This is a genomic window from Rhizobium sp. BK619, from assembly GCF_014195245.1.
Classification (GTDB): domain Bacteria; phylum Pseudomonadota; class Alphaproteobacteria; order Rhizobiales; family Rhizobiaceae; genus Rhizobium; species Rhizobium acidisoli.
Genome location: NZ_JACIBH010000007.1, coordinates 150,379 through 171,865, shown reverse-complemented (window position 1 = coordinate 171,865; position 21,487 = coordinate 150,379). Strand labels below are relative to the sequence as shown.

The 21,487-nt window shown below is 61.7% G+C and carries 20 protein-coding genes and 1 pseudogene; 4 read left to right on the top strand and 17 right to left on the bottom strand.

All coding sequences use genetic code 11. From position 1 onward, the window contains the following. Nucleotides 1-114: 114 nt before the first annotated feature. Entirely contained in the window at nucleotides 115-966 is an 852-nt protein-coding gene (locus tag FHX14_RS15140; RefSeq protein ID WP_184377668.1) for a LysR family transcriptional regulator, read from the top strand. A 22-nt stretch (nucleotides 967-988) separates the two neighbouring features. Here FHX14_RS15140 and FHX14_RS15135 read toward each other — a convergent pair whose 3' ends face one another. Further along, nucleotides 989-2,527: an outer membrane beta-barrel protein gene (locus FHX14_RS15135; RefSeq protein ID WP_184377667.1), complete on the bottom strand. Its 1,539-nt coding sequence runs from the start codon at nucleotides 2,525-2,527 to the stop codon at nucleotides 989-991. Between the two features lie 143 nt (nucleotides 2,528-2,670). Between FHX14_RS15135 and FHX14_RS15130 the strand changes: the two genes are divergently transcribed. Next, on the top strand, nucleotides 2,671-3,666 hold the full coding sequence (locus tag FHX14_RS15130; RefSeq protein WP_184377666.1) for a KpsF/GutQ family sugar-phosphate isomerase: 996 nt from the start codon (nucleotides 2,671-2,673) through the stop codon (nucleotides 3,664-3,666). 14 nt (nucleotides 3,667-3,680) lie between these two features. On the opposite strand, the gene FHX14_RS15125 is transcribed toward FHX14_RS15130, so the two are convergent. The 13 genes and pseudogenes from FHX14_RS15125 to FHX14_RS15065 all read right to left on the bottom strand — a co-directional run bounded on the left by FHX14_RS15125 (nucleotide 3,681) and on the right by FHX14_RS15065 (nucleotide 15,946). Then, nucleotides 3,681-4,136 carry an NfeD family protein gene (locus FHX14_RS15125; protein WP_184377665.1) on the bottom strand — a complete coding sequence of 152 codons (456 nt, stop codon included), beginning with the start codon at nucleotides 4,134-4,136 and terminating at the stop codon, nucleotides 3,681-3,683. 3 nt (nucleotides 4,137-4,139) lie between these two features. After that, nucleotides 4,140-5,177, bottom strand: a complete 1,038-nt coding sequence (locus tag FHX14_RS15120) for an SPFH domain-containing protein (RefSeq protein ID WP_054185104.1) — start codon at nucleotides 5,175-5,177, stop codon at nucleotides 4,140-4,142. Between the two features lie 146 nt (nucleotides 5,178-5,323). Further along, on the bottom strand, nucleotides 5,324-6,358 hold the full coding sequence (hemH, locus tag FHX14_RS15115) for a ferrochelatase (RefSeq protein ID WP_184377664.1): 1,035 nt from the start codon (nucleotides 6,356-6,358) through the stop codon (nucleotides 5,324-5,326). A 124-nt stretch (nucleotides 6,359-6,482) separates the two neighbouring features. Continuing rightward, on the bottom strand, nucleotides 6,483-8,462 hold the full coding sequence (locus FHX14_RS15110; RefSeq protein WP_184377663.1) for a bifunctional UDP-sugar hydrolase/5'-nucleotidase: 1,980 nt from the start codon (nucleotides 8,460-8,462) through the stop codon (nucleotides 6,483-6,485). A 170-nt stretch (nucleotides 8,463-8,632) separates the two neighbouring features. Then, the gene (locus FHX14_RS15105; protein WP_183698043.1) at nucleotides 8,633-8,953 is read right to left on the bottom strand and encodes a hypothetical protein; all 321 of its coding nucleotides are present in this window, start codon (nucleotides 8,951-8,953) and stop codon (nucleotides 8,633-8,635) included. A gap of 26 nt (nucleotides 8,954-8,979) precedes the next feature. After that, nucleotides 8,980-9,348 (bottom strand): outer membrane lipoprotein Omp10, encoded by a 369-nt coding sequence (gene omp10, locus FHX14_RS15100; protein WP_012558911.1) that lies wholly within the window; start codon nucleotides 9,346-9,348, stop codon nucleotides 8,980-8,982. 171 nt (nucleotides 9,349-9,519) lie between these two features. Continuing rightward, on the bottom strand, nucleotides 9,520-10,971 hold the full coding sequence (locus FHX14_RS15095) for a homospermidine synthase (protein ID WP_003585787.1): 1,452 nt from the start codon (nucleotides 10,969-10,971) through the stop codon (nucleotides 9,520-9,522). Between the two features lie 130 nt (nucleotides 10,972-11,101). Continuing rightward, entirely contained in the window at nucleotides 11,102-11,452 is a 351-nt protein-coding gene (locus FHX14_RS15090; protein ID WP_184377662.1) for a type II toxin-antitoxin system RelE/ParE family toxin, read from the bottom strand. A gap of 2 nt (nucleotides 11,453-11,454) precedes the next feature. Then, the gene (locus FHX14_RS15085; protein ID WP_184377757.1) at nucleotides 11,455-11,706 is read right to left on the bottom strand and encodes a transcriptional regulator; all 252 of its coding nucleotides are present in this window, start codon (nucleotides 11,704-11,706) and stop codon (nucleotides 11,455-11,457) included. Between the two features lie 99 nt (nucleotides 11,707-11,805). Next, nucleotides 11,806-12,090: a YciI family protein gene (locus tag FHX14_RS15080; protein WP_184377661.1), complete on the bottom strand. Its 285-nt coding sequence runs from the start codon at nucleotides 12,088-12,090 to the stop codon at nucleotides 11,806-11,808. Between the two features lie 2 nt (nucleotides 12,091-12,092). After that, entirely contained in the window at nucleotides 12,093-12,722 is a 630-nt protein-coding gene (locus FHX14_RS15075) for an aminotransferase class IV family protein (RefSeq protein ID WP_184377660.1), read from the bottom strand. Beyond that, nucleotides 12,719-13,907: pseudogene (locus FHX14_RS15070) on the bottom strand (aminodeoxychorismate synthase component I). Before FHX14_RS15070 ends, FHX14_RS15075 begins: the two are co-directional and overlap by 4 nt. A 185-nt stretch (nucleotides 13,908-14,092) precedes the next feature. Next, nucleotides 14,093-15,946 (bottom strand): M3 family oligoendopeptidase, encoded by a 1,854-nt coding sequence (locus FHX14_RS15065; RefSeq protein WP_184377659.1) that lies wholly within the window; start codon nucleotides 15,944-15,946, stop codon nucleotides 14,093-14,095. A gap of 207 nt (nucleotides 15,947-16,153) precedes the next feature. Between FHX14_RS15065 and FHX14_RS15060 the strand changes: the two genes are divergently transcribed. Continuing rightward, nucleotides 16,154-17,698 (top strand): sigma-54 dependent transcriptional regulator, encoded by a 1,545-nt coding sequence (locus tag FHX14_RS15060; protein ID WP_003585777.1) that lies wholly within the window; start codon nucleotides 16,154-16,156, stop codon nucleotides 17,696-17,698. A gap of 178 nt (nucleotides 17,699-17,876) precedes the next feature. Next, entirely contained in the window at nucleotides 17,877-19,724 is a 1,848-nt protein-coding gene (locus tag FHX14_RS15055; RefSeq protein WP_184377658.1) for a DUF882 domain-containing protein, read from the top strand. Nucleotides 19,725-19,990: 266 nt separating this feature from the next. Here FHX14_RS15055 and FHX14_RS15050 read toward each other — a convergent pair whose 3' ends face one another. The 3 genes from FHX14_RS15050 to FHX14_RS15040 form a co-directional block, all read right to left on the bottom strand. Continuing rightward, a complete protein-coding gene (locus tag FHX14_RS15050) occupies nucleotides 19,991-20,254 on the bottom strand; it encodes a DUF2312 domain-containing protein (protein WP_003585771.1) in 264 nt (87 codons plus the stop codon). Between the two features lie 89 nt (nucleotides 20,255-20,343). Next, a complete protein-coding gene (locus tag FHX14_RS15045) occupies nucleotides 20,344-20,649 on the bottom strand; it encodes a DUF1244 domain-containing protein (RefSeq protein ID WP_054185096.1) in 306 nt (101 codons plus the stop codon). Nucleotides 20,650-20,679: 30 nt separating this feature from the next. After that, on the bottom strand, nucleotides 20,680-21,468 hold the full coding sequence (locus FHX14_RS15040; RefSeq protein ID WP_184377657.1) for an N-formylglutamate amidohydrolase: 789 nt from the start codon (nucleotides 21,466-21,468) through the stop codon (nucleotides 20,680-20,682). Nucleotides 21,469-21,487: the final 19 nt, after the last annotated feature.

Here is a 21,487-nt window from a genome sequence, read left to right as displayed (position 1 = left end):
GGGAAGTGTGGCAACGAACGGGAGCGGCATCAAGCGGAGGGAACTTGCTTTATTGATCGAAGAATTCGATTAGATAATGCCAGATCGCCCTCGCCCAGTGAGCCTGGAAAGAACATGCAGATTGATCTTATCGAGACTTTTCTCGACCTGATGGAAACCCGCAGCTTCAATCGCACTGCGGAGCGGTTGAACGTCACGCAATCAACCGTTTCCCATCGCGTTAAGGCGCTGGAGGCGCAGTTCAACCGAAAGCTCTTCACCCGCAACAAGGGTGGCACCGCACCGACGGCGTCGGGCCTGCGTTTCCTGGATCATGCGAAAGCCCTGCAATATCAGTGGAATGAGGCAATGCGGGCGGTCGAGAATGCGGGCGCCTATGAGCGATCCATGCGGCTCGGCATCCAACACGACCTTGCCGAAATCTTTGCCGGGCGCTGGCTTTCCGCGGTCCGCGCCGAGCTGCCTTTGACATCGATCTACATGGAAGCGGACTACTCGATCCAGATGAACCGAGACCTCGCCGCTGGAGATCTCGATCTGGCCGTTCTCTATACTCCGCACTACCTGCCCGACCTTTACTATGAAAGAATCGGGGAAATGACATATAATCTGGTCAGCACCGTCGCCTGCACCGTCGGCGCACTTCGACCCGAAACCTATATCCAGGCCATCTATTCACCGGCCTTCGACCGTGCCCACCGACTGGCTTTGCCGCATCTGTCGGCAGCACCGCTGGCGTCGGGGCAAAACATCGCCATCAGGGAATTGCTGATGACGCTGGGGGGCGCTGCCTACCTCATGAAAAGCAGTGCTGCGCGACTTATCAAGGAAGGTGCCGCTTTCCCGGTAGAGGACGCTCCACCCATTCAACAGACGGTCTATGCCGCAACCAGCATCCGCACACGTCACGCCCCTCAGCACCGCCGCATCATCGGCATCCTGCAGGATCTGATAGCATCAGCCTGAGCGGATGGCAGGGCGACATGCTTTAGCGTTTGAGCTTGAGGCCGACGCCGGCGCGCCATTGCTGCGAATCGGTGCCTTCCTTGCGCGCGGTCAGCTCGTAGCCGAGCGTGCTGGTGAGATCGAGATAGCGGTTGATGTTCCAGGTCAGGCCGGTCGCCGCGGTATAGACGAGTTCGTCGTTGATGGTGCTGTCGGTCGGATAATCGCGCCACGTCACCCCGCCGATCATCGTGCCAACCAGATTGTCGCGCAACTGGTGGGTGACCGTCGTCGTCAACGCGTGCGAGACATAGCCGCTTTCGCCCGCCGTGGTCGAGGGCTGGATGCTCGTCTGCAGGTCGAGATTGACATCGGTGCCGCGGATCGGCGACCAGAGCAGGCTTGCATCGAGGGTAGCGGTATCGATCGACGACAGCCGGCTGTCTTCGAAATCAGCCATCTCGTAGCCGACACCGACTTCACCCTTCAGCTTTTCGCCGAGGTCGACCTCGACGCCGGCCTTGGCGCCATAGCTGTGGCCGGAACGTTCGTAACCGGCGGAGTCGCGCGTCTCGTCATAGAGAGTACGGCCGACCGTCGCCTCGATGAAAGGGATGAGTGCGGGAGACAGTTCGTAACCGACGCGGCCGCGCAGCGTGCCGGTCGTCTGGTCGCGGTCGCTGAGAGCGACAGTCGTGCCGTTGGTCAGCGTGGCATCGGAATAGATCGAGCGGGTCAGCGCCAGCGCCGTCGTGCCGCGCAGGATGCCGAAATCGCGTTGGACGGAGGCGCCAGCCGAAAATTCCTGCACGTCGGACTGTTGTGTCGCATTGGCGATCGCATCGGGGTCGTCCGTATCCTCGCGGTAGAAATTGTAACCGGCAGTGAGATGCGCGACCGTATCGTCGGGAAGATCCAGCCGGAGGTCGCCGTTGACCTTGAAAGACGGCTGCTCCTCACCCTCGCCGCTGATATTCCTCTGCCAGGCGCCTTCCGAAGTGACGGTCAGCTGATGCCGGCCCCAGTCGGAGGTAAGCGTCGCGGCTGCATCGGTTTCGAGGAAGGCGCGCCGTTGCGTGCTGCTGCCGTCCTTGGTGGTCTCGGTGTTGATGCTCTGGGTGACGCTCGGGCGGAGCACGAAGGTGCCGATCGGAATGCCCGGCGTTTCGGCCGTCGAGGCACTTTCGGCAGCCCGGCGGCGCGGCAGCGCTTCGTCGATCGGTGCTTCGCGGGTGTTCAGCCGGCGGATATCCTCATCGAGGATGGAGCCGGTAATGTCGTCGCCGGCTTGCGCATCCGGTATGGCTGGCCTCTGCGCGGCATCATCATCCGGGTTTGCGGTTGTGCCGTTCGCCGCAGGCGTGGCGGTATCGTCGGTGCCGTCATCGAAGGCGGCGGCGGCGTTCGTGCTGTCCTGAGAGACGGTGGAGCGGCTATTTGCCGTCGTTGCCGGCTGTTGCGAAGCGGACTGCGCCAGGGCTGCCGTCTGGCTGAGAAGCAGGCCACCGAACGCAGCAAAAGTGACGGCACGGCTCATGGCGCGGAGCGGCGTCACACTGCTCGTCTGTTTTGGCTGGCCCATGCAATTCGCGCCTGACATGCTTTCGGTTCTTACCCAAAGGTAAAGCCTCGTGGTTAATCATTCGTTGCCGACGGCGGGCGCCGTTCACATTTCGGAAAGAGTGCGGGGTGGACTTGGAAAGTGAAAAGGTCTAACGCAGCTTCATGAACAGAAGAGCGATAAACCTCGTTGAAAACAGCGTGCTCGAATCGGCAAAACGCACGATAGAGACCGAAAGACGCGGCCTTGAAGCGCTCGAACAGGCCTTCGACAATGGATTGGCCGGTCCTTTCACCCGCGCCGTCGAAACCATCGGAGATATCTCCGGGCGTGTCATCGTCACCGGCGTCGGCAAAAGCGGTCATATCGGCGCCAAGCTTGCGGCGACGTTCGCTTCAACCGGGACGCCTGCCTTTTTCGTGCATGCGGCGGAGGCCAATCACGGCGATCTCGGCATGATCGCGACCGACGACGTCGTGTTGGCGATTTCCAAAGGCGGCGAGAGCGCCGAACTCAAGAGCATCATTTCCTTCACGCGGCGTTTCTCAATTCCGCTGATCGCGATCACTTGCAGCGACAGTTCCTCGCTTGCAACCGCCGCCGATATCGTCCTTCTCGTGCCGAACGAGCAGGAGGCCTGCCCGAATGGGTTGGCGCCGACGACCTCGACGCTGATGCAGCTTGCGATGGGTGATGCGCTGGCGGTGGCGCTGTTGGAAGCGCGCGGCTTTACCGCCACGGATTTCCACGTGTTCCATCCCGGCGGCAAATTAGGCGCAAGTCTGATGCATGTCGCCGATATCATGCATACCGGCGAGCGGCTGCCGCTCGTTGCCAAGGGCACACCGATGCCGGAGGCGATCACGGTGCTGTCGCGCAAGCATTTCGGCTGCGTCGGCGTGCTTGACGGGGATGGGCGGCTCTGTGGCATCGTCACCGAAGGCGACATGGCGCGCAACCTGACCCGCAATCTTTCAGAGCTTGCCGTCGACGACATCATGACGCGGACGCCGAAGACGGTGAAGCCGACGATGCTGGCGACTGCCGCGCTGGCGCTGCTCAACCAGCATCATATCGGCGCGCTGATCGTTATCGACGACGACCACCGGCCGGTCGGGCTGGTGCATTTCCACGATCTGCTGCGGATCGGCGTCGCCTGATCAGAGCTGTTTGATCAGACGGGCTCGACCGTCAGGTCGCGGCCGTTGCTCGACACCACCTTCACCTGTGTTCCCGCCGGCAGGTCCGGTCCCATCACCTGCCATAGCGTATCGTCGAGGCGGATGCGGCCGCGGCCCTCGCGGATCGGTTCGTGCAGCGTCGCCGTGCGGCCGACGAGGCTGGCGCCGCGCTGATTGAGGAAGGGCTCGTCGGTCGTCGAATTGCGCAGCGTCAGCCGACGACCGGCAAAGGTCGTGGCGACGGCTAGCAGCGCAAAAAGGATCGCCTGCAGCTCCCAGACCCAGAAAGCGCTGTCCCAGAAGAGGAGCGACAGCGCACCGACGATCAAGGCGGCAAGGCCGATCCAGACCAGGAAGAAGCCGGGCACGATCATTTCCGCGGCGAGCAGCACCAGTCCCGCGACCCACCAGCTCCACGGACCAAGTTCGGCGACGATCTTCGCCAGCATGGCTTAGCGCTCCTGATCGGGATTGAAAGGATTGGGGGTCGACGGGTTGATCGGTGGCGTCGAGCGCGCTGGGGCCGGGCGGGGACGCGGCAGGGGTGGCGGCGAAGCCGGGTTGTTGCCGCCATCGCCGAACACTTCGCGGGCAATGGCGCCGATGCCGCCGAGCGAGCTCAGGATGGAAGAGGCTTCCATCGGCATCATCACGATCTTGGAATTGGATGCCGAACCGATCGCGGTGAGCGCCTCGGTGTATTTCTGCGCGACAAAATAGTTGATCGCCTGAATGTCGCCGGCGGCAATGGCTTCGGAAACCATCTTCGTCGCCTTGGCTTCGGCCTCGGCCAGGCGCTCCCGGGCTTCGGCATTGCGGAAGGCGGCCTCGCGCTGGCCTTCAGCCTGGAGAATGGCGGATTGCTTGGCGCCTTCGGCCCTTAGAATCTGGGCGTTGCGTGAGCCCTCGGCTTCCAGCACCTGGGCGCGTTTCTCGCGCTCGGCCTTCATCTGCCGGGCCATCGCATCGACGAGATCGCGGGGCGGCTGGATGTCCTTGATTTCGACGCGGGTGACCTTGATGCCCCAGGGCTGCACGGCCTCGTCGACGACGCGCAGCAGCCGGTCGTTGATCGCATCGCGGTTGGAAAGCAGCTCATCGAGATCCATCGAGCCCATGACCGAGCGGATATTGGTCATTGTCAGATTGAGGATAGCGTTTTCGAGATTGGCAACCTGATAGGCGGACTGGGCAGCGTTCAGCACTTGATAGAAGGCGACGGCATCGGCCGAAACCGAGGCATTGTCCTTGGTGATCACCTCCTGGGTCGGCACGTTCAGCACCTGCTCCATCACGTTCAACCGGGCGCCGACGCGCTCGATGAAGGGGGTGATGAGGTTGAGGCCCGGCTCCAGCGTACGGGTGTAGCGGCCGAAGCGCTCGATCGTATAGCGATAGCCCTGCGGCACGGTCTTGATCCCGGCAAAAAGCACCAGGATGACGAAGATAACCAGTACGATCACGACGATATCGAAGCCGCCGAACAGCATGAATTCCTCCTATCGGCGCATGCAGCGCGCCTCACAACTGATGTGGTGAGGTAGCATGTTCTTTGCGAGGAAGAAATGACCCACGGATGCCCCGCCTCCTAGGAAAAGAAGGATGAGTCAGGGCAGATTTTTCAGCGTGGGATCTCTCAGATCCAGCCCTGCAATTCGCGGCGGACGACCTTTTCCAGCACCTTCATGCCGTCCTCGCCGTCGTTGAGGCAGGGGATATGTGCAAACTTCTCGCCGCCATTCTCATGGAAGGAATGGGCGGCCTGTTCGGCGATCTCCTCAAGCGTTTCCAGACAGTCGGAAACGAAGCCCGGATTGATGACGGCGATGCGCTTGACGCCGTCTTGGGCGAGCTTCTCCACCGTCTTGTCGGTATAGGGCTGCAGCCATTCCTCCGGCCCGAAGCGGGACTGGAAGGTGACCATGAAGTTTTCCTTGGTCAGCCCCAGCCGCTCGCGCAGCAGCCGGCCGGTCTTCTGGCATTGGCAGTAATAGGGATCGCCCTGCTTGAAGTAGGACATCGGAATGCCGTGGAAGGAGGCGAGCAGCATCTCCGGCTGCCAGTCGAGCGTCGTAAGATGTTTTTCAACGGACTTCGCGAGCGCTTCGATATAGGTCTCGTCGTCGTGATAGTCGGGCACGGTGCGCAATGCCGGCTGCCAGCGCATTGAAAGCAGCTTCTGGAACGCCTTGTCGTTGACGGTGGCGGTCGTTGCCGCCGCATATTGCGGATAAAGCGGGAAGAGCACGATACGGTCGCAGCCTTCTTGCTTCAGCGCCTCGATGCGCGAGGCGATCGACGGCGTGCCGTAGCGCATCGCCCAATCCACTTTGACCGTCGCCAGATCCTTCAGGCGCTCGGCCATCAGCTCGGACTGGTTGCGCGTATAGGTGCGGAGATAACTTTCGTTCTTCTCCTTGTTCCAGATCAGCTCATAGGCTTTGCCGACTTTCCGCGGGCGGGTGTTGAGCACGACACCGAACAGGATCGGATACCACTTCCACGGCGACCATTCGATGACGCGGCGATCGGTCAGGAATTCCCGGAGATAGCGGCGCATCGACGTGTAGTCGGTGCCATCGGGCGTGCCGAGATTGACCAGCAGGACACCGACCTTGCCTGACTTGACGGCCGGATGGTCTGCCGGGCGGAGTGAAGTATCTGCTGTCATTCTGGTCCCAATGCTCTTTTGTCTCGTCGGCTCATACGCAGCCCCGAGATCGTGGTTCACCCTATAGAAAGAAAAGCCGGCCCGGGAAAGCCCGGGCCGGCCAGTGCCATCGGGACAAATCGTCTTACTTGGCGGGAACCTCGATCTCCTTGCCGACCGTCAGGTGACGCGGGTTCGGACTGCCGTTGGCCTCCGAAAGCTTCCGCCACAACGTGCCGTCGCCATAGAAGGTCACGGCGAGATCCCAGAAGGTGTCGCCGGCGGCGATGACGTGGGTGGACGGCGTCGTTGCGGCAGGTGCGGAGGCTGCCGGCGCCGGTGTCGGCTCCGCGGCGGGTGCAGGCGTTGCTGGTGTTGCCGGGGTTGGTGCTGCCGGTGCCGCAGGCGCAGGCGTTGCCGGTGCAGCAGGAGCGGGGGCAGGTTCTGTGGTTCGTGCAGGGGCTGCCGGCGTTGCTGGTGCGGGAGCGGCCGGTTCGGCAGCCGGTGCCTGCGCCACTGCCGCGCCGTTTTCGGTGACGCGGCCGTCGGTATAGGGCTTATAGGGCGAGTGGGCGGCCAGATATTCGGCGGTCACGTCGGCCAGATCCGGACCGAAATCATAGGCGTTCTTGCCTTCCTTGAAGATCGAATAGCCGTCGCCGCCGGCGCGCATGAAATTGTTGGTGGCGACTTTGTAGGTCTTGGCCTGGTCGATCGGAGCGAAGGTGTCGCCCTCCTTCACCTGGACATCGCTGACGCGGCTGCCGACAGGCTTGGACTGGTCGAAGGAGAATTTCAGGCCGGCGACCTGCGGGAAGCGGCCGGCGCCCTGATCGATCTGGCTGACGCCGTTTTCGAGCGCCTTGACGACATCTGCGCCGGTGGCCTCGAAAGTGGCGAGCGTGTTCTGGAAGGGCAGGACGGTGATGACTTCGCCCTGGGTGACCTCGCCGCCGTCGATCGACGCGCGCAGGCCGCCGCCGTTCTGGAAAGCGATGGCAACACCCTGGTTCTTCGTGCGGTCGAGCATGGCATCGGCCACCAGATTGCCCATCGAGCATTCCTTGACGCGGCAGACCTTGCGGTCGCCGTCGATCGGGGCGTCGGAGGAGCCGATGACCTTCTTGCGCAGTTCCTCGATCGGTTTGGCGAGTTCCGCGATGCGGGCAACGACAGCCGGATCGGGCGTAAAGCTGGAATCGATCAGGATCGGATCGCCCTTGGCATCCTTGACGACGCCGCTATCGTCGAAATTGACGACGAGATCGCCGAGATACTTGCTGTAGGAGGCGGCCTGGACGACCGGCACCTTGTAGCCGCCCGGATTGTCGACCATCGTCGGATAGGGGCCTTCGGCCTTGGGGTCGGTATTGGAGAGCAGGCTGTGGGAATGGCCGCCGACGACGATGTCGACATCCGGGATCTTGGCGATCAAAGCGAGGTCGCGGGGATAGCCGACATGGGTCAGCGCGATGATCTTGTTGACGCCCTGGCCCTTCAGATCCTGAACGGCTGACGTAATGGCCTGGACGTCATCTGATATCGTGACGTTCGGGCCGGGGGAGGATAGTTCGGCGGTGTCATTGGTGACGGCGCCGACGATGCCGATCTTCTGGCCGCCGACATCGAGCACCAGCGAGGGCTTGATGCGGTCGCCGAGCTTTGAGGCGGCTGTCGCCTTGACGTTCGCGGTGACGACGGGGAATTGCACCTTGTCGAGGAAGGTCGCAAGCCCGTCCTCGCTGTCGTCGAATTCATGGTTGCCGACGGTCATGGCGTCGAACTTCATCAGGTTGAGGAATTCGGCTTCGGCCGCGCCCTTATAGGTCGTGTAGAACAGCGAGCCCTGGAAATTGTCGCCGGCATTCAGCAGGAGGACATTCTTGCCGGAAAGCGCCTGACGGCGCTGGTCGATCGCGGTCTTCAGGCGGGCAGCACCGCCGAAGCATTCCTTCTTGCCTTCTTCCTCGGTCGAGCAGGTGGAGTCGAACTTGTTGATCGATTCGATGCGTGAATGGAAATCGTTGATATGAAGAATATTGAGTTCGTAATCCGCAAAAGCGGCGCCCGTGCTCAGCGCCAGCATGGACGCGGTCAAAAGACCGAAGCTGAAAGACTTCGTCATCCCTGTTCTCCTGATTGAGGCGAGAGATCCCCCTGATCCTCGCCGATCCCTTCCTAATCCGCCGGGGCGGTTCCCGGCCTGCGGATGTTCCATCAGACGATGGGCGACCGCAAGAGAAAGCTGGGCCAGGCCAGGCGCTTTCCAAGGGGGCGGGGCAAAAAAGCCGGGAGCTATGACAGGCATTCGCCGTCGGCGGCGTTTCGGTAGAGTTCGTGCACGGCCTCCGCGATATTCAGAACGGTCGCGAGGGCGATGATCAGACACAGAAGAAAAACGAGGCGGTGAAAGCGCCGGCCGGCCCGATAGGCAAAGAGCGCGCCGGCGCCATAGATCAATATTGTCGGCACGGCCAAGATCAGCACCTGCAGCGGTCCGTCGCAATCGAGAGCGGCGATGCCCTGAGCACGATAGACGTTGGCCGGAAAAAGGACGGCAAGTGCTGCAAGCGGCAGCGCGAGCAGGAGGACGAGGTAACCGGCGAGGGCGCGCATGGTGTGCTTAGCCTATCGCCTTATCTTCAGCCTCGGCGGGAAAGTGTGAATTGTGCGCCGGAATCGGAGGTGCAGTTGAGCTGGCTCGGGTTGACGAGGGCGCAATTGACCTTGGACTGGGTCTTGCGCACCAGCGAGGTCATGTTGATCTCGACCAGGGTCGGCGAGGTATTGATATAGGTGCCCGAGGCAAGGAGCTGGTTGCTGTCGGTCGTGCGGGTGGTGAAGCTACCGCCCTGGAAGGTGGAGACGATGCCGTTCGGATCGCTCCAGTTGCCTTCGACGCCGGTGGCGGCCGGTGCGTTTGCAACCGGCAGGCGGCGCGGCTCTGGCGAAACGCAGGCGGCAAGAGCGGCCGCTGCACCGACAAGAACGAGACCAGTTCTGATTTTCATAAGGCTTCTCCAGGGAATCTGCGCGGCGGACAGCCGCCAAGTTGGGGCAAAACATGGCGTGCGACCGCCGCGAAGGCAAGCCTTGGCGGGGTGCCGGGCGGCATTTAGACAGCAGGCGTTACAAAAATGCCCGCCTTGCGGCGGGCATTTTCAAACTCGCGCTGAGCGATCTCAGCGCACGAGAATGTTCCTGAACTGCCACGGATCCTTGGTGTCGATATCCTCGGGGAACAGGCCCGGGCGGCCATCGAGCGGGGTCCAGTCGGTGTAATGTCCTTCGACCGGGCCGAGATAAGGCATCTGCACTTCGAGGCAGCGCTTGTAATCGATCTCGTCGGCTTCGACGATGCCGGCCTTCGGGTTTTCCAGCGCCCAGACCATGCCGGCGAGAACGGCTGAGGTGACCTGCAGGCCGGTGGCGTTCTGATAGGGCGCGATGCGGCGCGTTTCTTCCAGCGACAGACGCGAGCCAAACCAGTAGGCGTTCTTCTCGTGGCCGTAGAGCAGGACGCCGAGTTCGTCGATGCCGTCTTCCAACTCGTCCTCGTCGAGAACGTGATGGACCGGCTGCGGCGTGCCGCCATTGCCGAACATCTCGTGAAGCGAGAGCACGGCGTCGTTGGCCGGATGGTAGGCATAGTGGCAGGTCGGGCGGAAAGTCACTTCGCCGTCCTTGTCGCGAACGGTGAAGTAGTCGGCGATCGAGATCGACTCATTGTGGGTGACGAGGAAGCCATATTGCGGGCCGGGCGTCGGGCACCAGGTGCGCACGCGTGTGTTGGCGCCCGGCTGCTCCAGGTAGATCGCCGCCTTGTTGCCCTTCTTGTGCTTCTTGGCGTTCTTCGGCATCCATTCTTCATGGGTGCCCCAGCCGAGTTCGGCCGGCTGCAGGCCTTCGGAGATGAAGCCTTCGACGGACCAGGTGTTCCAGAAGACGTTGAGCGGCTTCGGGTGCTTGGTGCGCTGGGTGTCGCGCTCGGCGATGTGGACGCCCTTGACGCCGAGCTTCTTCATGAGCTTGGCCCAGCCTTCGCGATCGTGCTGGTCCGGTTCGTCGAACTTCAGGCCGGTGTCGTTGGCGAGGTTGACGAGCGCCTGCTTGACGAACCAGGAAACCATGCCGGGATTGGCGCCGCAAGTGGAAACGGCGGTGGCGCCGCCCGGGTTCTTCGCCTTTTCCTTGCGCACGGTTTCGCGCAGCGCATAGTTGGTGCGGTCGGCATTGCTCATGCCCTTGTCGAAATAGAAGCCGAGCCAGGGTTCGACGACGGTATCGACGTAGAGCACGTCATGCTTGCGGCAGAGCTTGATAAGGTCGAGCGAGGAGGTGTCGACCGAGAGGTTGACGCAGAAACCCTGGCCTTCGCCTTCGGTCAGCAGCGGCTTCAGCAGCTCCTTGTAATTGTCCTTGGTGACATATTCCTTGATATGGCGAACGCCGTGCTTCTTGAGGATCTCCATGTCGGAGGGCTCTTCGCGCGGGTCGATGACGACCATCCGGCTCTTGTCGAATTTGAAGTGGCGCTCGATCAGGGGCAGGGTGCCGCGGCCGATGGAGCCAAAGCCGATCATCACGATCGGACCGGTAATTTCGGCATATACCGGATAGTTCTGTTCCGTCATTCTTTTCTCCTGTGGAAGAGGACGAAGGCGTTCAGCCTGAAGAATTCTTTTGAAATTGCCGCAGAAATTGCGAGGTGACCGGCTCTAACCACAAATCGGCGTCACAATAAAGAGTGTTGAGGGGGAAAGCTCAAATATCGGGCGGGCGAGAGGTCGGATTGGCGTAAAGGGCCGCCAAGTCCTCTCTGAGCCGTACCGGCAGATTCATCCGCTCGTGAAGAATGCTCATCACGCCAGTGTCGCCGTTTTCGAGTTCACGAAAGAAAATATAGCGGTTTTCGTAACGCTTGATATCGGCAGGAACCACCAGGCGCTGCGGAAGTAGACGCCAGATCAGCCGGTTCTCGCACAAGCGTTGCAGTTGCCCGTGCAGCCCGAGTATATACGCATCCGCCTGCGTCTCTCCCCACCTCTCGAACGTATCGCGCCAAATGGTATCCTGAGCGACATCAGCGCGCGGATAGAAGCGATAAGCAACCATGATCAGCGGCGCTTATTGCGGCCAATAACGTCCTCGGCGGTGACGGTGATAAACTCACTGTCGGCGGCCCGCATCGCGGGCGCGAGTTCCTTTTGCAGGACATCCCATGCCTCGTCGCGGGTCTGCAAATCGCGGCGGATCAAAGCGCGGATGTATTCGCTCGCGTTTTCATACAAGCCGCCATCGCCTATCTGCTGTTGGATGTGATCCTGCAGCGCGCCGCTAACCTTTACGTGAATGCTACCTGAGGCGATTGGCGGGTCCTTCACCTTCTTCAATTGTGTGTAGCGTAGCATATATTGTCAATATTCTTCACGCATGCCGTCGAGATCATCCGACCAACTCCTGCAAAATCAGCGTTTCAGGATTTCCAGTCCTTCGACCGTCGTCGTCACGGCAAGCTCGGTGATGTCGTATTCGGCGACGCCGTGAAGGGTGAAGGGATCGGCGGCGACATAGGCCTCGATTGCGGCGCGCTCGCCGATTGCGAGGATCGCGCCGCCGGTGCGCGGCACCTTGCGGCCGGAGGCGAGGAACCAGCCCTTGGCATAACCTTCCTTCACCCAGGCCATATGCGGCTCCATGTGCCTGTCGGCTTCGCCGTTGGATTTGAGATAGGTGAGGGAGAGAATGAACATGGTCAGTTCCTGATGAGGTTGGCACGGATCAGGCCGCGCAGCGAATTGCCGATATAAAGCGTGCCGGCATCGAGATCGGCAAGGGTGAGGCGGCCGACACGGGCCTTGCGCGCGCAGATGAGCTCGGTGCGCAGCACGCCGGCAAGCAGGCCGCAGGAGATCGGCGGGGTACGCAGCATGCCGTTCCCGTCGTCCAGGAAGACGGAGGTGATGGTGCCCTCGCAGACTTCGCCACGCTCGTTCAAGAGGATGACGTCATCGGCCTCGGCAGGGGTATATTCGGCGCGCGCGGCCTCGTACACGGCGCGTCGCGTCGTCTTGAAACGCAGCAGCTTGTCGGTGGAATCGAGACGGGTCTCGGCAATGCGGACGGTCCACGTGGTGTCGGGTGCCAGCGGGACGAAGGCGGCGCTCGTCACCTCGATGCGGCCTTGGGTGTCGAAGGTCAGGCGGAGGCGCAGCGGACCGGCGGCATCTGCAACGGCTGCGTCAAGGCTGGCCACCGCATCGATCGGCTGCGGGAAGCCAAGGCGACGGGCGGAGCGGGAAAGCCGGGCGAGATGCAGCCGCAGGCGGATAAAGCCGTCGCCGGGCTGCCAGCGCAGCGTTTCGATCAGCGAAAATTCGATCATCGCGCAATCCACTGGTCGCCGACGGCGAAGCGGGCCTTGAGCAAGCATTCCTCATATTCGGCCTCGGCTGTGGAATCGAAGACGATGCCGCCGCCGACATTGAAGACGGCCTTGCCGCCTTCGAAAAGCGTGATGGTGCGGATGGCGACGGAAAACCGCATGGCGCCGCTGGGCGAAATCATGCCGATCGCACCGCAATAGGCGTCGCGGGGAGCATCCTCGAGTGTATGGAGGATTTCCATCGCCCGCATCCTTCGGTGCGCCGGTGATCGAACCGCAGGGAAAGAGGGCGGCAAAGATGTCGCGGATCGAAAGGCCGGGGCGCAGTCTGGCCTGCACATGGCTGACCATCTGGTGGACGGTCGGATAGGTCTCGATGTCGAAGAGCTTCGGGACATCGAGCGTGCCGACCTCGGTGATACGGGAGATATCGTTGCGCAAGAGATCGACGATCATGCGGTTTTCCGCCTGCGTCTTGATATCGCGGCGCATGGTCTCGACGATTTCGGCATCCTCGGCGGCGGTGGCGCCGCGTTTCGCCGTGCCCTTCATCGGATGGGTCTCGATCCAGCCCTCTTCATCGGTGCGGAAGAACAGTTCCGGCGACCGCGACAGGATGAGCGGGCCGCCGAGATCGACGAGCGCGCCGTATTTGACCGGCTGGCGTTCGATCAGCGACCAGAAGGCGGCACGGGGATCGCCGTTCCAGCGGGCCTGGACCGGCATGGTGAGGTTCGCCTGATAGGCGTCGCCGAGCCGCAGGTGCTCATGCAGACGGTCGAAGCGCTCTTTATATATAGGGAAATCCCAGGCGGCTTGCGGGGCGGTGAGGAACTCTTCGTTTTCGAGGCGCTGTTTCGGTTGGGCAAGCGGGTGTGTGTCCGGCTGCGGAGCATCGAAGACGCCGAAGGAGAGGAGCGGGGTTTCGCGATCTTCCCGAGCGAAGGAGGCGAGTTTCTCCTCGAACAGATATCCGGCCTCGTAGGCGATATAGCCGGCGAGCCATTTGCCCTCGGCTTTGGCCTGTTCCATTCTGACAAGGCCGGCAAAGAATTCGGCGCGCGTTCGCGCGACGATGATCTCCGCCGGTTCGGCGAAAAGCATCACCTGGCCTGATGTGTCGTCGCGGAAGAGAATATAGGGTTGATCGGCCACGCAACGCTTTCGGTTTGTTCTGCTCCTCATTGCTCAGATGCGATTGGGAGCGTCAGATATTTTCCCTCTTCTCCCCCTCGGGGAGAAGATGCCCGAAGGGCAGAGGGTGGAGCGAAGCGACGTCCTGAACGTATGCGAAGGAGAGGTTCTGCCGTGTGGCCCCCTCATCCGCCTGCCGGCACCTTCTCCCCAAGGGGAGAAGGGACTCGCCTCTCTCAGCCCTTATCCAAAGCCTCCAATTCGTCGATCAGCCCTTCGATCATCGACAGGCCCTGGCTCCAGAACGACGGATCGGTGGCGTCGAGGCCAAAGGGCTTCAAAAGTTCCGAGTGATGCTTGGTGCCGCCGGCCTTCAGCAGTTCGAAATACTTCGCCTGGAAACCGGTCTCGGCCTTCTGGTAGACGGCATAGAGCGAATTCACCAGGCAATCGCCGAAGGCATAGGCATAGACATAGAAGGGCGAGTGGATGAAGTGGGGGATATAGGCCCAATAGGTCTCGTATCCTTCCGAAATGCTGATTGCCGGCCCGAGGCTTTCCGACTGGACGGAGAGCCAGAGTTCGCCGATGTCGTCGGCTGTGAGTTCCCCTGCCTTGCGGGCGGTGTGCAGCTTGCGCTCGAATTCATAGAAGGCGATCTGGCGGACGACCGTGTTGATCATGTCCTCGACCTTCTGGGCGAGCATCGCCTTGCGCTCACGCTTGTCGCTGGTCTTTTCCAGAAGCGCGCGGAAGGTCAGCATCTCGCCGAAGACGGAGGCGGTTTCGGCAAGCGTCAGCGGCGTCTGGCACATCAGCGCCCCTTGCGCGCCGGCGAGAACCTGGTGCACGCCATGGCCGAGCTCATGGGCAAGCGTCATCACGTCGCGCGGCTTGCCCATATAATTGACGAGCACATAGGGATGGGCCGAGGGAACCGTCGGATGGGCGAAGGCGCCGGGCGCCTTGCCGGGGCGAACTGGGGCGTCGATCCATTGTTCGTCGAAGAAGCGCCTGGCGATATCAGCCATTTCGGGGGCGAAATTGCCATAGGCCGAAAGCACCGTGTCCTTCGCCTCGGGCCAGGAAATGACGGCGCTGGAGGTTTCCGGCAGCGGCGCGTTGCGATCCCAGAAATTCATCTGCTCCATGCCGAGCCATTTCGCCTTCATCCTGTAATAGCGGTGCGAAAGGCGGGGATAGGCTTCGCGGACGGCCGCGGCCAGCGCATCGACGACCTCGCGCTCGACGCGGTTTGCGAGATGCCGGGAGTCGGCGATATCCTCGAAGCCGCGCCAGCGGTCGGCAATATCCTTGTCCTTGGCGAGCGTATTGGTGATCAGGGTGAAGATGCGGATATTCGCCTTGAAGGTTGCCGCAAGCGCCATGGCCGCCTTGCGGCGCACGTCGGGATCCTTCTCCTGCAGCATGTTCAGCGCCACTTCGAGCGGCACTTTTTCGCCATCGATCTCATAGCGCAGTTCCGCCATGGTTTCGTCGAAGAGGCGATTGAAGGCGGCGGCCGATGTCATCGACTTCTCGAGGAAGAGCTGTTCCAGCCGGTCGTCGAGCTGGTAGGGCTTGTCTTTCCGGAGGTCGACCAGCCAGGGGCGATAGTGGCCGGCAGCGGGGTCTTTGGCCATGCTGGCGTCGATCACCGCGTCGTCGATGCGGTTGAGTTCGAGTGCGAAAAACAGCAGGTGCCCGGAAAATTCGGTGATCTTGGTCTGCACGTCGCCGTAGAGCTTGCCGTTTGCCGGATCGGTGGTATCGGAGAAATAGGTGAGGCCGGCGAAGGATCCGAGGCGGCCCATGATATCATCCAGCGCCTCATATTCCTTCAGCGCCGCGCCGATGCCCTCAGTGCCGGTCTTCGTTGCGGCGTCGGCGAGTTTGCCCTTCCACTTCTCCTCAAAGGCGATAGCAGCCTTGCCGGCCTTTTCCATGTCGGCGACGAAGGCGGTCGAGGTGGCGGAGGGATAAAGATCCTGCAGCTTCCAGACCGGCAGATCGCCGAGCGCCGGATTGGCCGCCCCGGCCGGCGCTGCTGCCGACAAAAGAAGGCGTGCGTGCGGGAGCGCGATTTTCATGGGGCAATTCCTCTCCACTTTCATAACAGGTCTGTTTGAATAAGCGCGAGAAGGCCCGGCATCAAGGGCCTTTCGGCGCAAGAAAGGCCTCGCTTCGGCACGAAAACGACCCGTTCCAATCGTTAAAATGCAATTATTTCTCAAAACTGGATGTTCAAGCCTTGCTGTCAGAGTGCGCTTCATGGTTTCGCATGAAGTGAGGCGACAATGACCGGTTACAATGAGCTCAAGGGAGCAGGGCAAATTCTCGTGGTCGAGGACGACCCCGTGCAGCGCCGCCTGCTCAAGAACGCAATCGAGCGTCACGGCCATGTCGTGCACCAGGCGGAAAACGGCCGCATCGGCTTGGAAATGGTCAAACGCGACAGCGGCCTTTTCAACGTCATCGTGCTCGACCTGATGATGCCGGAGATGACCGGCCTCGAATTCCTCGACGCGCTTCATGAATTCGGCACGCAGATCCCCGTCATCGTGCAGACGGGCCAGGGCGGCATCGAGACCGTGGTGCAGGCAATGCGCGCCGGCGCCTTCGATTTCGTCGTCAAGCCGGTTTCGCCCGAACGCATCGCCACGTCGATCTCGAATGCGATGAAACTCGATCAGCGCGAGGTGAAGGCGCGGGCCGGACGCCGGTCGCGCTCCGGCTCGGTCGGCTTCGATGACATCGTCTCGGCAAGCCCGGCGATGCTCCGCGTCATCGACCTCGCCCAGCGGGCGGCTCAGTCCAACATTCCGGTCGTGCTCGAAGGCGAATCCGGCGTCGGCAAGGAACTGGTGGCGCGCGCCATCCAATCCGGCGGCGACCGCTCGAACAAGCCCTTCGTCACGGTCAATTGCGGGGCGATCCCGCACAATCTCGTCGAGAGCATTCTCTTCGGCCACGAGAAGGGCGCCTTTACCGGCGCGACCGAGCGCCATATCGGCAAATTCATGGAAGCCGACGGCGGCACCATCTTCCTAGACGAGATCGGCGACCTGCCGCTCGAGGTGCAGGTGAAGCTGTTGCGCGCCGTGCAGCAGGGCGAGATCGAGACCGTCGGTGCACGGACCGCACATAAGGTCAATGTCCGGCTGATCTCGGCGACCAACAAGGATCTGATCGAGGAGGTCAAGAACGGCCATTTCCGCGAGGATCTCTACTACCGCCTCAACGTCTTCCCGATCACCATCCCGGCGCTGCGCAAGCGCAAGGAAGATATTCCGCATCTGGTGCGCGTCTTTGCCGAACGCTTCTCCAGCGAGCAGAAGAACGGCCGCCGCATGACGGTCAACGCAGGCGCGCTGGCGCTGCTGACCGCCTATGACTGGCCGGGCAACATCCGCCAGCTCGAAAATGCGATCTTCCGCGCGGTCGTTCTGGCCGAAGGGCCGGAGCTGACCGAAGGGGACTTCCCGCAGATCGCCGCCCAGCTTCCGGAATACGAGGTCGTCGATCACCTGGCGCTGGTTGCCGACAATACCGGCCTCGATCCCGACGACAGCTATGGCGAGGAGTTCAGGGCGTCGATCTCCGGAGAGGTGCACCACCGTCTGTCCGAAGTCTCCGAAAACGCGATCGCCAGCGTCAATCCGGCCGGCGACGTGCGCAGGCTTGCCGATGTCGAGGAGGAGCTCATCCGATTCGCGCTCAAATTCTATCGTGGGCAGATGAGTCAAGTGGCGCGCAAACTTGGCATCGGCCGGTCCACACTTTATCGCAAGCTCAAAGATTACGGCATAGACCCCGATAATCCCCAGAAAGATGCGGCTTAAGCGCTTTTTATTAAGACTAAGGCAACCACGATTTGTTACTGATCATAAACCACTTGTTAGTGGCTCGTTCACTATGTAAAGAAAAGGTTGATCATGTGTGGCATTTTTGCCATCGTGTGACCGCATTTGACAGTCATCTGAGACAGTACGGGACATTGTCTGTCTGACGGGGATCGAGTTGCCGAATCTGAATGGGAATTCCAAGCCTTCGCGCTTGAGCTGGCGTATGTTGTGCGCCGACATTTGCGGAAAGGCAGTAAGGACGGCAGTGGCCGCCCTTCTTGCGCTCGCGGTTTCCTCACCGGTATTCGTTAGTACACCTTCCGAGGCAGCGGGGGACACCCGCAGCCTCAAGCTCTATTTCATCCATACCGGCGAAAAAGCCGTCATCACCTACAAGCGCAACGGCAAGTTCGACCCCAAGGGCCTGGAGCAGCTGAACCGCTTCCTGCGCGACTGGCGCAAGAACCAGCCAACGAAGATGGACCCGCGCCTGTTCGACCTGATCTGGGAAGTTTATCGCCAGAGCGGTTCGCGGGATTATATCAACGTCGTCTGCGGTTTCCGTTCTCCGGGTACCAACGAGATGCTGCGCGGCCGCTCGCGCAACTCGGGCGTCGCCGAAAAGAGCCAGCATATGCTCGGCAAGGCGATGGACTTTTTCATTCCGGACGTCAAGCTTGCGACATTGCGCGGGATCGGCATGAAGATGCAGGTCGGCGGCGTCGGCTTCTATCCGAAATCCGGCTCTCCCTTCGTGCATATGGATGTCGGCGGCGTCCGTGCCTGGCCGCGCATGAGCCGCGACGAGCTGGTTCGGCTTTTCCCGAACGGCAACACCATTCATATCCCGGCTGACGGCAAGCCGCTGCCTGGCTATCAGCAGGCGATGGCCGACTATAAGCGCCGTGTCAGCGGTACGCAGATCGAAATCGCCAGCGCTTCCGAATCGGCGCCGAAGCATAAGACGCTGTTTGCTGCGCTGTTTGGCGGCGGAGCGGACGAGCAGGAAGACGATTCGGACGATTCGACGCCTGTTGCCGTTGCCAAGGCGACGCCGCCGAAGGCCGCGCCGGCACAGGCGCCTGCCGAGCCGGAGCAGACCGAAGTCGCCGATCTGAACGCGCCGGTGCCGCAGGTTCGCCCGGCATTCAGCAACCAGCCGGCCGGCAGCGACGTGGCGAGTGCGCTCGTCGCACCGCCTTCGGGTAATGCCGCGCAACAGGCCCTTGTCGCAGCGCTTCCGGCCGATCAGGCCCAGCCGCAGCAATTCGCCGATCTCAGCGCCTACAGCATTCCGGTTCCCTCGCTTCTCGGCCAGCGCCGCGCGCCGGGCGATGCTGAGCTCGCATCGACCGATCCTGCCATGCTGAGCGGAATGCCGGTTCCGACGCCGGTCGAACGCCCTGCCGTTGCCGAGAACCTTCTGGCTGCGGCCAATGCCGATCCGGAAGCCGAGGCCGACGAGGCGGATCAGGACGGCGGACTGTCTCCCGCCGTCGCCGATGCGCTCGACCAGCAGAACAAGGGTGGGGAAAACCAGGTCGCCGCAAATGCGCCTGAGATGACGGTGGAGCAGGCAATCAACGCCGCGATGACGCAAAAGGCGCCCGCCGCAAAACCGCCGCTCGAACTCGCAGCCTTGGCGCCGATGACCAAATCGGCAAGCTTCGGCGACGGCTTTGATGAGCCGGCCACCGAAAACGCCGTGGCGCAGGGTCTGCCCACCAAGGGCGGCCGCCCGACGCACAAGGAAGCCGCCGCGGCGGACGCCAGCCGCGCGACTGTTCGCACCGAGCCGAAGCTGACGCAGAAGATGATTTCGCAGTGGGCGCTGACCAATGCCCGTCTGGAAATGGCCTCCAAGCAGGTGAAGGCGCCACGTTTCGTCAGCCAGACGATGCGCGCGCAGCCGACCACCGTCTATACCGAAGGTTTCAACGTCAAGACCGCTTCGGTCGACCCGGCCCGCTTCAGCGGCACGGCTGTGAACTTCATGGAAGTGCGCAAGTTCAACACGAACTGAGTCGGTCGATAGCCCGAACATCAAAACCGTCGGAGCGATCCGGCGGTTTTTCTTTTGGCTGCTTCGACCAGCGGCGGACAGTCTATGGCTAGTCCAGCCTAAAGCGCGTCGCAGCAAATTTGAATCATGCGACGCGCTTCGGCTCTTTGTTTTGATGCATGTCGTTATCCCAGAATCGCTTCACACTTCCGGCGACATGCATTGGGCAAAAGAAAAGCCGCCGGGCGGTCCGGCGGCTTGTCGACATGTCAGCAAGGAGGGACGGATCAGCCTTCCGGTGGCGACTCGATCATGCCGAGTGCGTGCAGGTAGGTGTCGAGGATCGCTTCCTCTTCCATGCGCTCTTGCTCGTCCTTCTTGCGCAGTGCCACGACCTTTTTCAGGATCTTGGTATCGAAGCCCATTCCCTTGGCTTCGCCATAGACGTCCTTGATGTCGTCGGCGATGGTCTTCTTTTCTTCTTCCAGCCGTTCAATGCGCTCGATGAAAGCGCGAAGCTGGTCGCGGGCGACGCCATGAGCATCAGACATCGTGTTCTCCTGATTGGGGATGATCAATTCGAAGGCACGTGACTGCCGCGAAGCGGCGTCACGGTCAAGCCTGTTCCGGGTCGGCCAGGCTATTTGTGTGGGTTGTTCAGTTCAAAAGCAGCCTTTTGCACAGGCGAGGCCTCGTTCTGGTGGAGTTTTTTCCAGTCCTCGTAGGGCATGCCATAGACCATCTCGCGCGATTCGTCGCTGGTGATCGGCACGCCGTCGGCCTCGGCTGCCTCGCGATACCAGTTCGACAGGCAGTTGCGGCAGAAGCCGGCGAGGTTCATCATGTCGATATTCTGGACGTCGCTGCGCTCGCGAAGATGCGCGACAAGGCGGCGGAAAGCGGCGGCCTCGAATTCGGTCTGCTGTTTTCTGCTGAGCGCGGTCATCTCGCTCTCCTTTCAATAGGGGCCTATCCTTCAATAAGGATCTGTGCGCGAGACGTGGACGTCGTATTCGTGCAAGGCGGGATCGGCGTTCATTGCCGCAAAGATCGGCGCGAGGCGCTCGGCCCATGCCGTGATCCCGGCCTCGTCTGCAATCAGGTCCTGACGGACTTCGAGCAGCGCATGCGGAATGCCGGTGATCATGCAGTGGCGGTACATGGTATCGCCCTTCAGTGCGCCGTCATAGGGTTCGTTGTCGCCGACGATAAGATCGGGATCGGCGCGCAGCATGTCGAGCAGCGGGCCGACGGCGCGATGATCGCTGTCCCAAAGCACGGCGGCGTGCCAGGGGCGGGGAATAGCTTTCCAGGCGGGTGTGAAGGAGTGCAGCGACAGCACCAGCGGCGCCTTGCCGGTGGCGTTCGCCACCCTGTCGATCGTTGCGGCGACGGCGTGGTGATAGGGGCGATGGAAGGTTTCGATGCGGTTCTCCCACTCCTGCGGCGTGATCGGATGATTGCCTGATATGACGGCGCCGTCGGAGATCTTCATGATCAGGGTCGGATCGTCTTCGCCGCGGTTCGGGTCGATCAGCAGGCGCGAGAAGCCGCCGAGCACCGCGGGCACGCCGAGGCCTTCCGAAAGCTGCCGCGTCAGCCCCTCGATGCCGATGTCATAGGCGATGTGGCGGGTGAAGGCCGCGTCCGGCAGGCCGAGCCGGCCATAGCGCGCGGGAAGGCGGTTCATCGCGTGATCTGCGAGGATCACCATGCCTTTGTCATGTTTGCCGGATAGGATTTCGAAGGATTGGAAGTCGTCCATCAGGAATTGCCGTTCGTCA

Bases quoted from the DNA above. Each gene is read 5' to 3' on its own strand.
- FHX14_RS15140 (WP_184377668.1), top strand. From the start codon at position 115: ATGCAGATTGATCTTATCGAGACTTTTCTCGACCTGATGGAAACCCGC.
- FHX14_RS15135 (WP_184377667.1), bottom strand. From the start codon at position 2,527: ATGGGCCAGCCAAAACAGACGAGCAGTGTGACGCCGCTCCGCGCCATG.
- FHX14_RS15130 (WP_184377666.1), top strand. From the start codon at position 2,671: ATGAACAGAAGAGCGATAAACCTCGTTGAAAACAGCGTGCTCGAATCG.
- FHX14_RS15125 (WP_184377665.1), bottom strand. From the start codon at position 4,136: ATGCTGGCGAAGATCGTCGCCGAACTTGGTCCGTGGAGCTGGTGGGTC.
- FHX14_RS15120 (WP_054185104.1), bottom strand. From the start codon at position 5,177: ATGCTGTTCGGCGGCTTCGATATCGTCGTGATCGTACTGGTTATCTTC.
- hemH (WP_184377664.1), bottom strand. From the start codon at position 6,358: ATGACAGCAGATACTTCACTCCGCCCGGCAGACCATCCGGCCGTCAAG.
- FHX14_RS15110 (WP_184377663.1), bottom strand. From the start codon at position 8,462: ATGACGAAGTCTTTCAGCTTCGGTCTTTTGACCGCGTCCATGCTGGCG.
- FHX14_RS15105 (WP_183698043.1), bottom strand. From the start codon at position 8,953: ATGCGCGCCCTCGCCGGTTACCTCGTCCTCCTGCTCGCGCTGCCGCTT.
- omp10 (WP_012558911.1), bottom strand. From the start codon at position 9,348: ATGAAAATCAGAACTGGTCTCGTTCTTGTCGGTGCAGCGGCCGCTCTT.
- FHX14_RS15095 (WP_003585787.1), bottom strand. From the start codon at position 10,971: ATGACGGAACAGAACTATCCGGTATATGCCGAAATTACCGGTCCGATC.
- FHX14_RS15090 (WP_184377662.1), bottom strand. From the start codon at position 11,452: ATGGTTGCTTATCGCTTCTATCCGCGCGCTGATGTCGCTCAGGATACC.
- FHX14_RS15080 (WP_184377661.1), bottom strand. From the start codon at position 12,090: ATGTTCATTCTCTCCCTCACCTATCTCAAATCCAACGGCGAAGCCGAC.
- FHX14_RS15075 (WP_184377660.1), bottom strand. From the start codon at position 12,722: ATGATCGAATTTTCGCTGATCGAAACGCTGCGCTGGCAGCCCGGCGAC.
- FHX14_RS15065 (WP_184377659.1), bottom strand. From the start codon at position 15,946: ATGAAAATCGCGCTCCCGCACGCACGCCTTCTTTTGTCGGCAGCAGCG.
- FHX14_RS15060 (WP_003585777.1), top strand. From the start codon at position 16,154: ATGACCGGTTACAATGAGCTCAAGGGAGCAGGGCAAATTCTCGTGGTC.
- FHX14_RS15050 (WP_003585771.1), bottom strand. From the start codon at position 20,254: ATGTCTGATGCTCATGGCGTCGCCCGCGACCAGCTTCGCGCTTTCATC.
- FHX14_RS15045 (WP_054185096.1), bottom strand. From the start codon at position 20,649: ATGACCGCGCTCAGCAGAAAACAGCAGACCGAATTCGAGGCCGCCGCT.
- FHX14_RS15040 (WP_184377657.1), bottom strand. From the start codon at position 21,468: ATGGACGACTTCCAATCCTTCGAAATCCTATCCGGCAAACATGACAAA.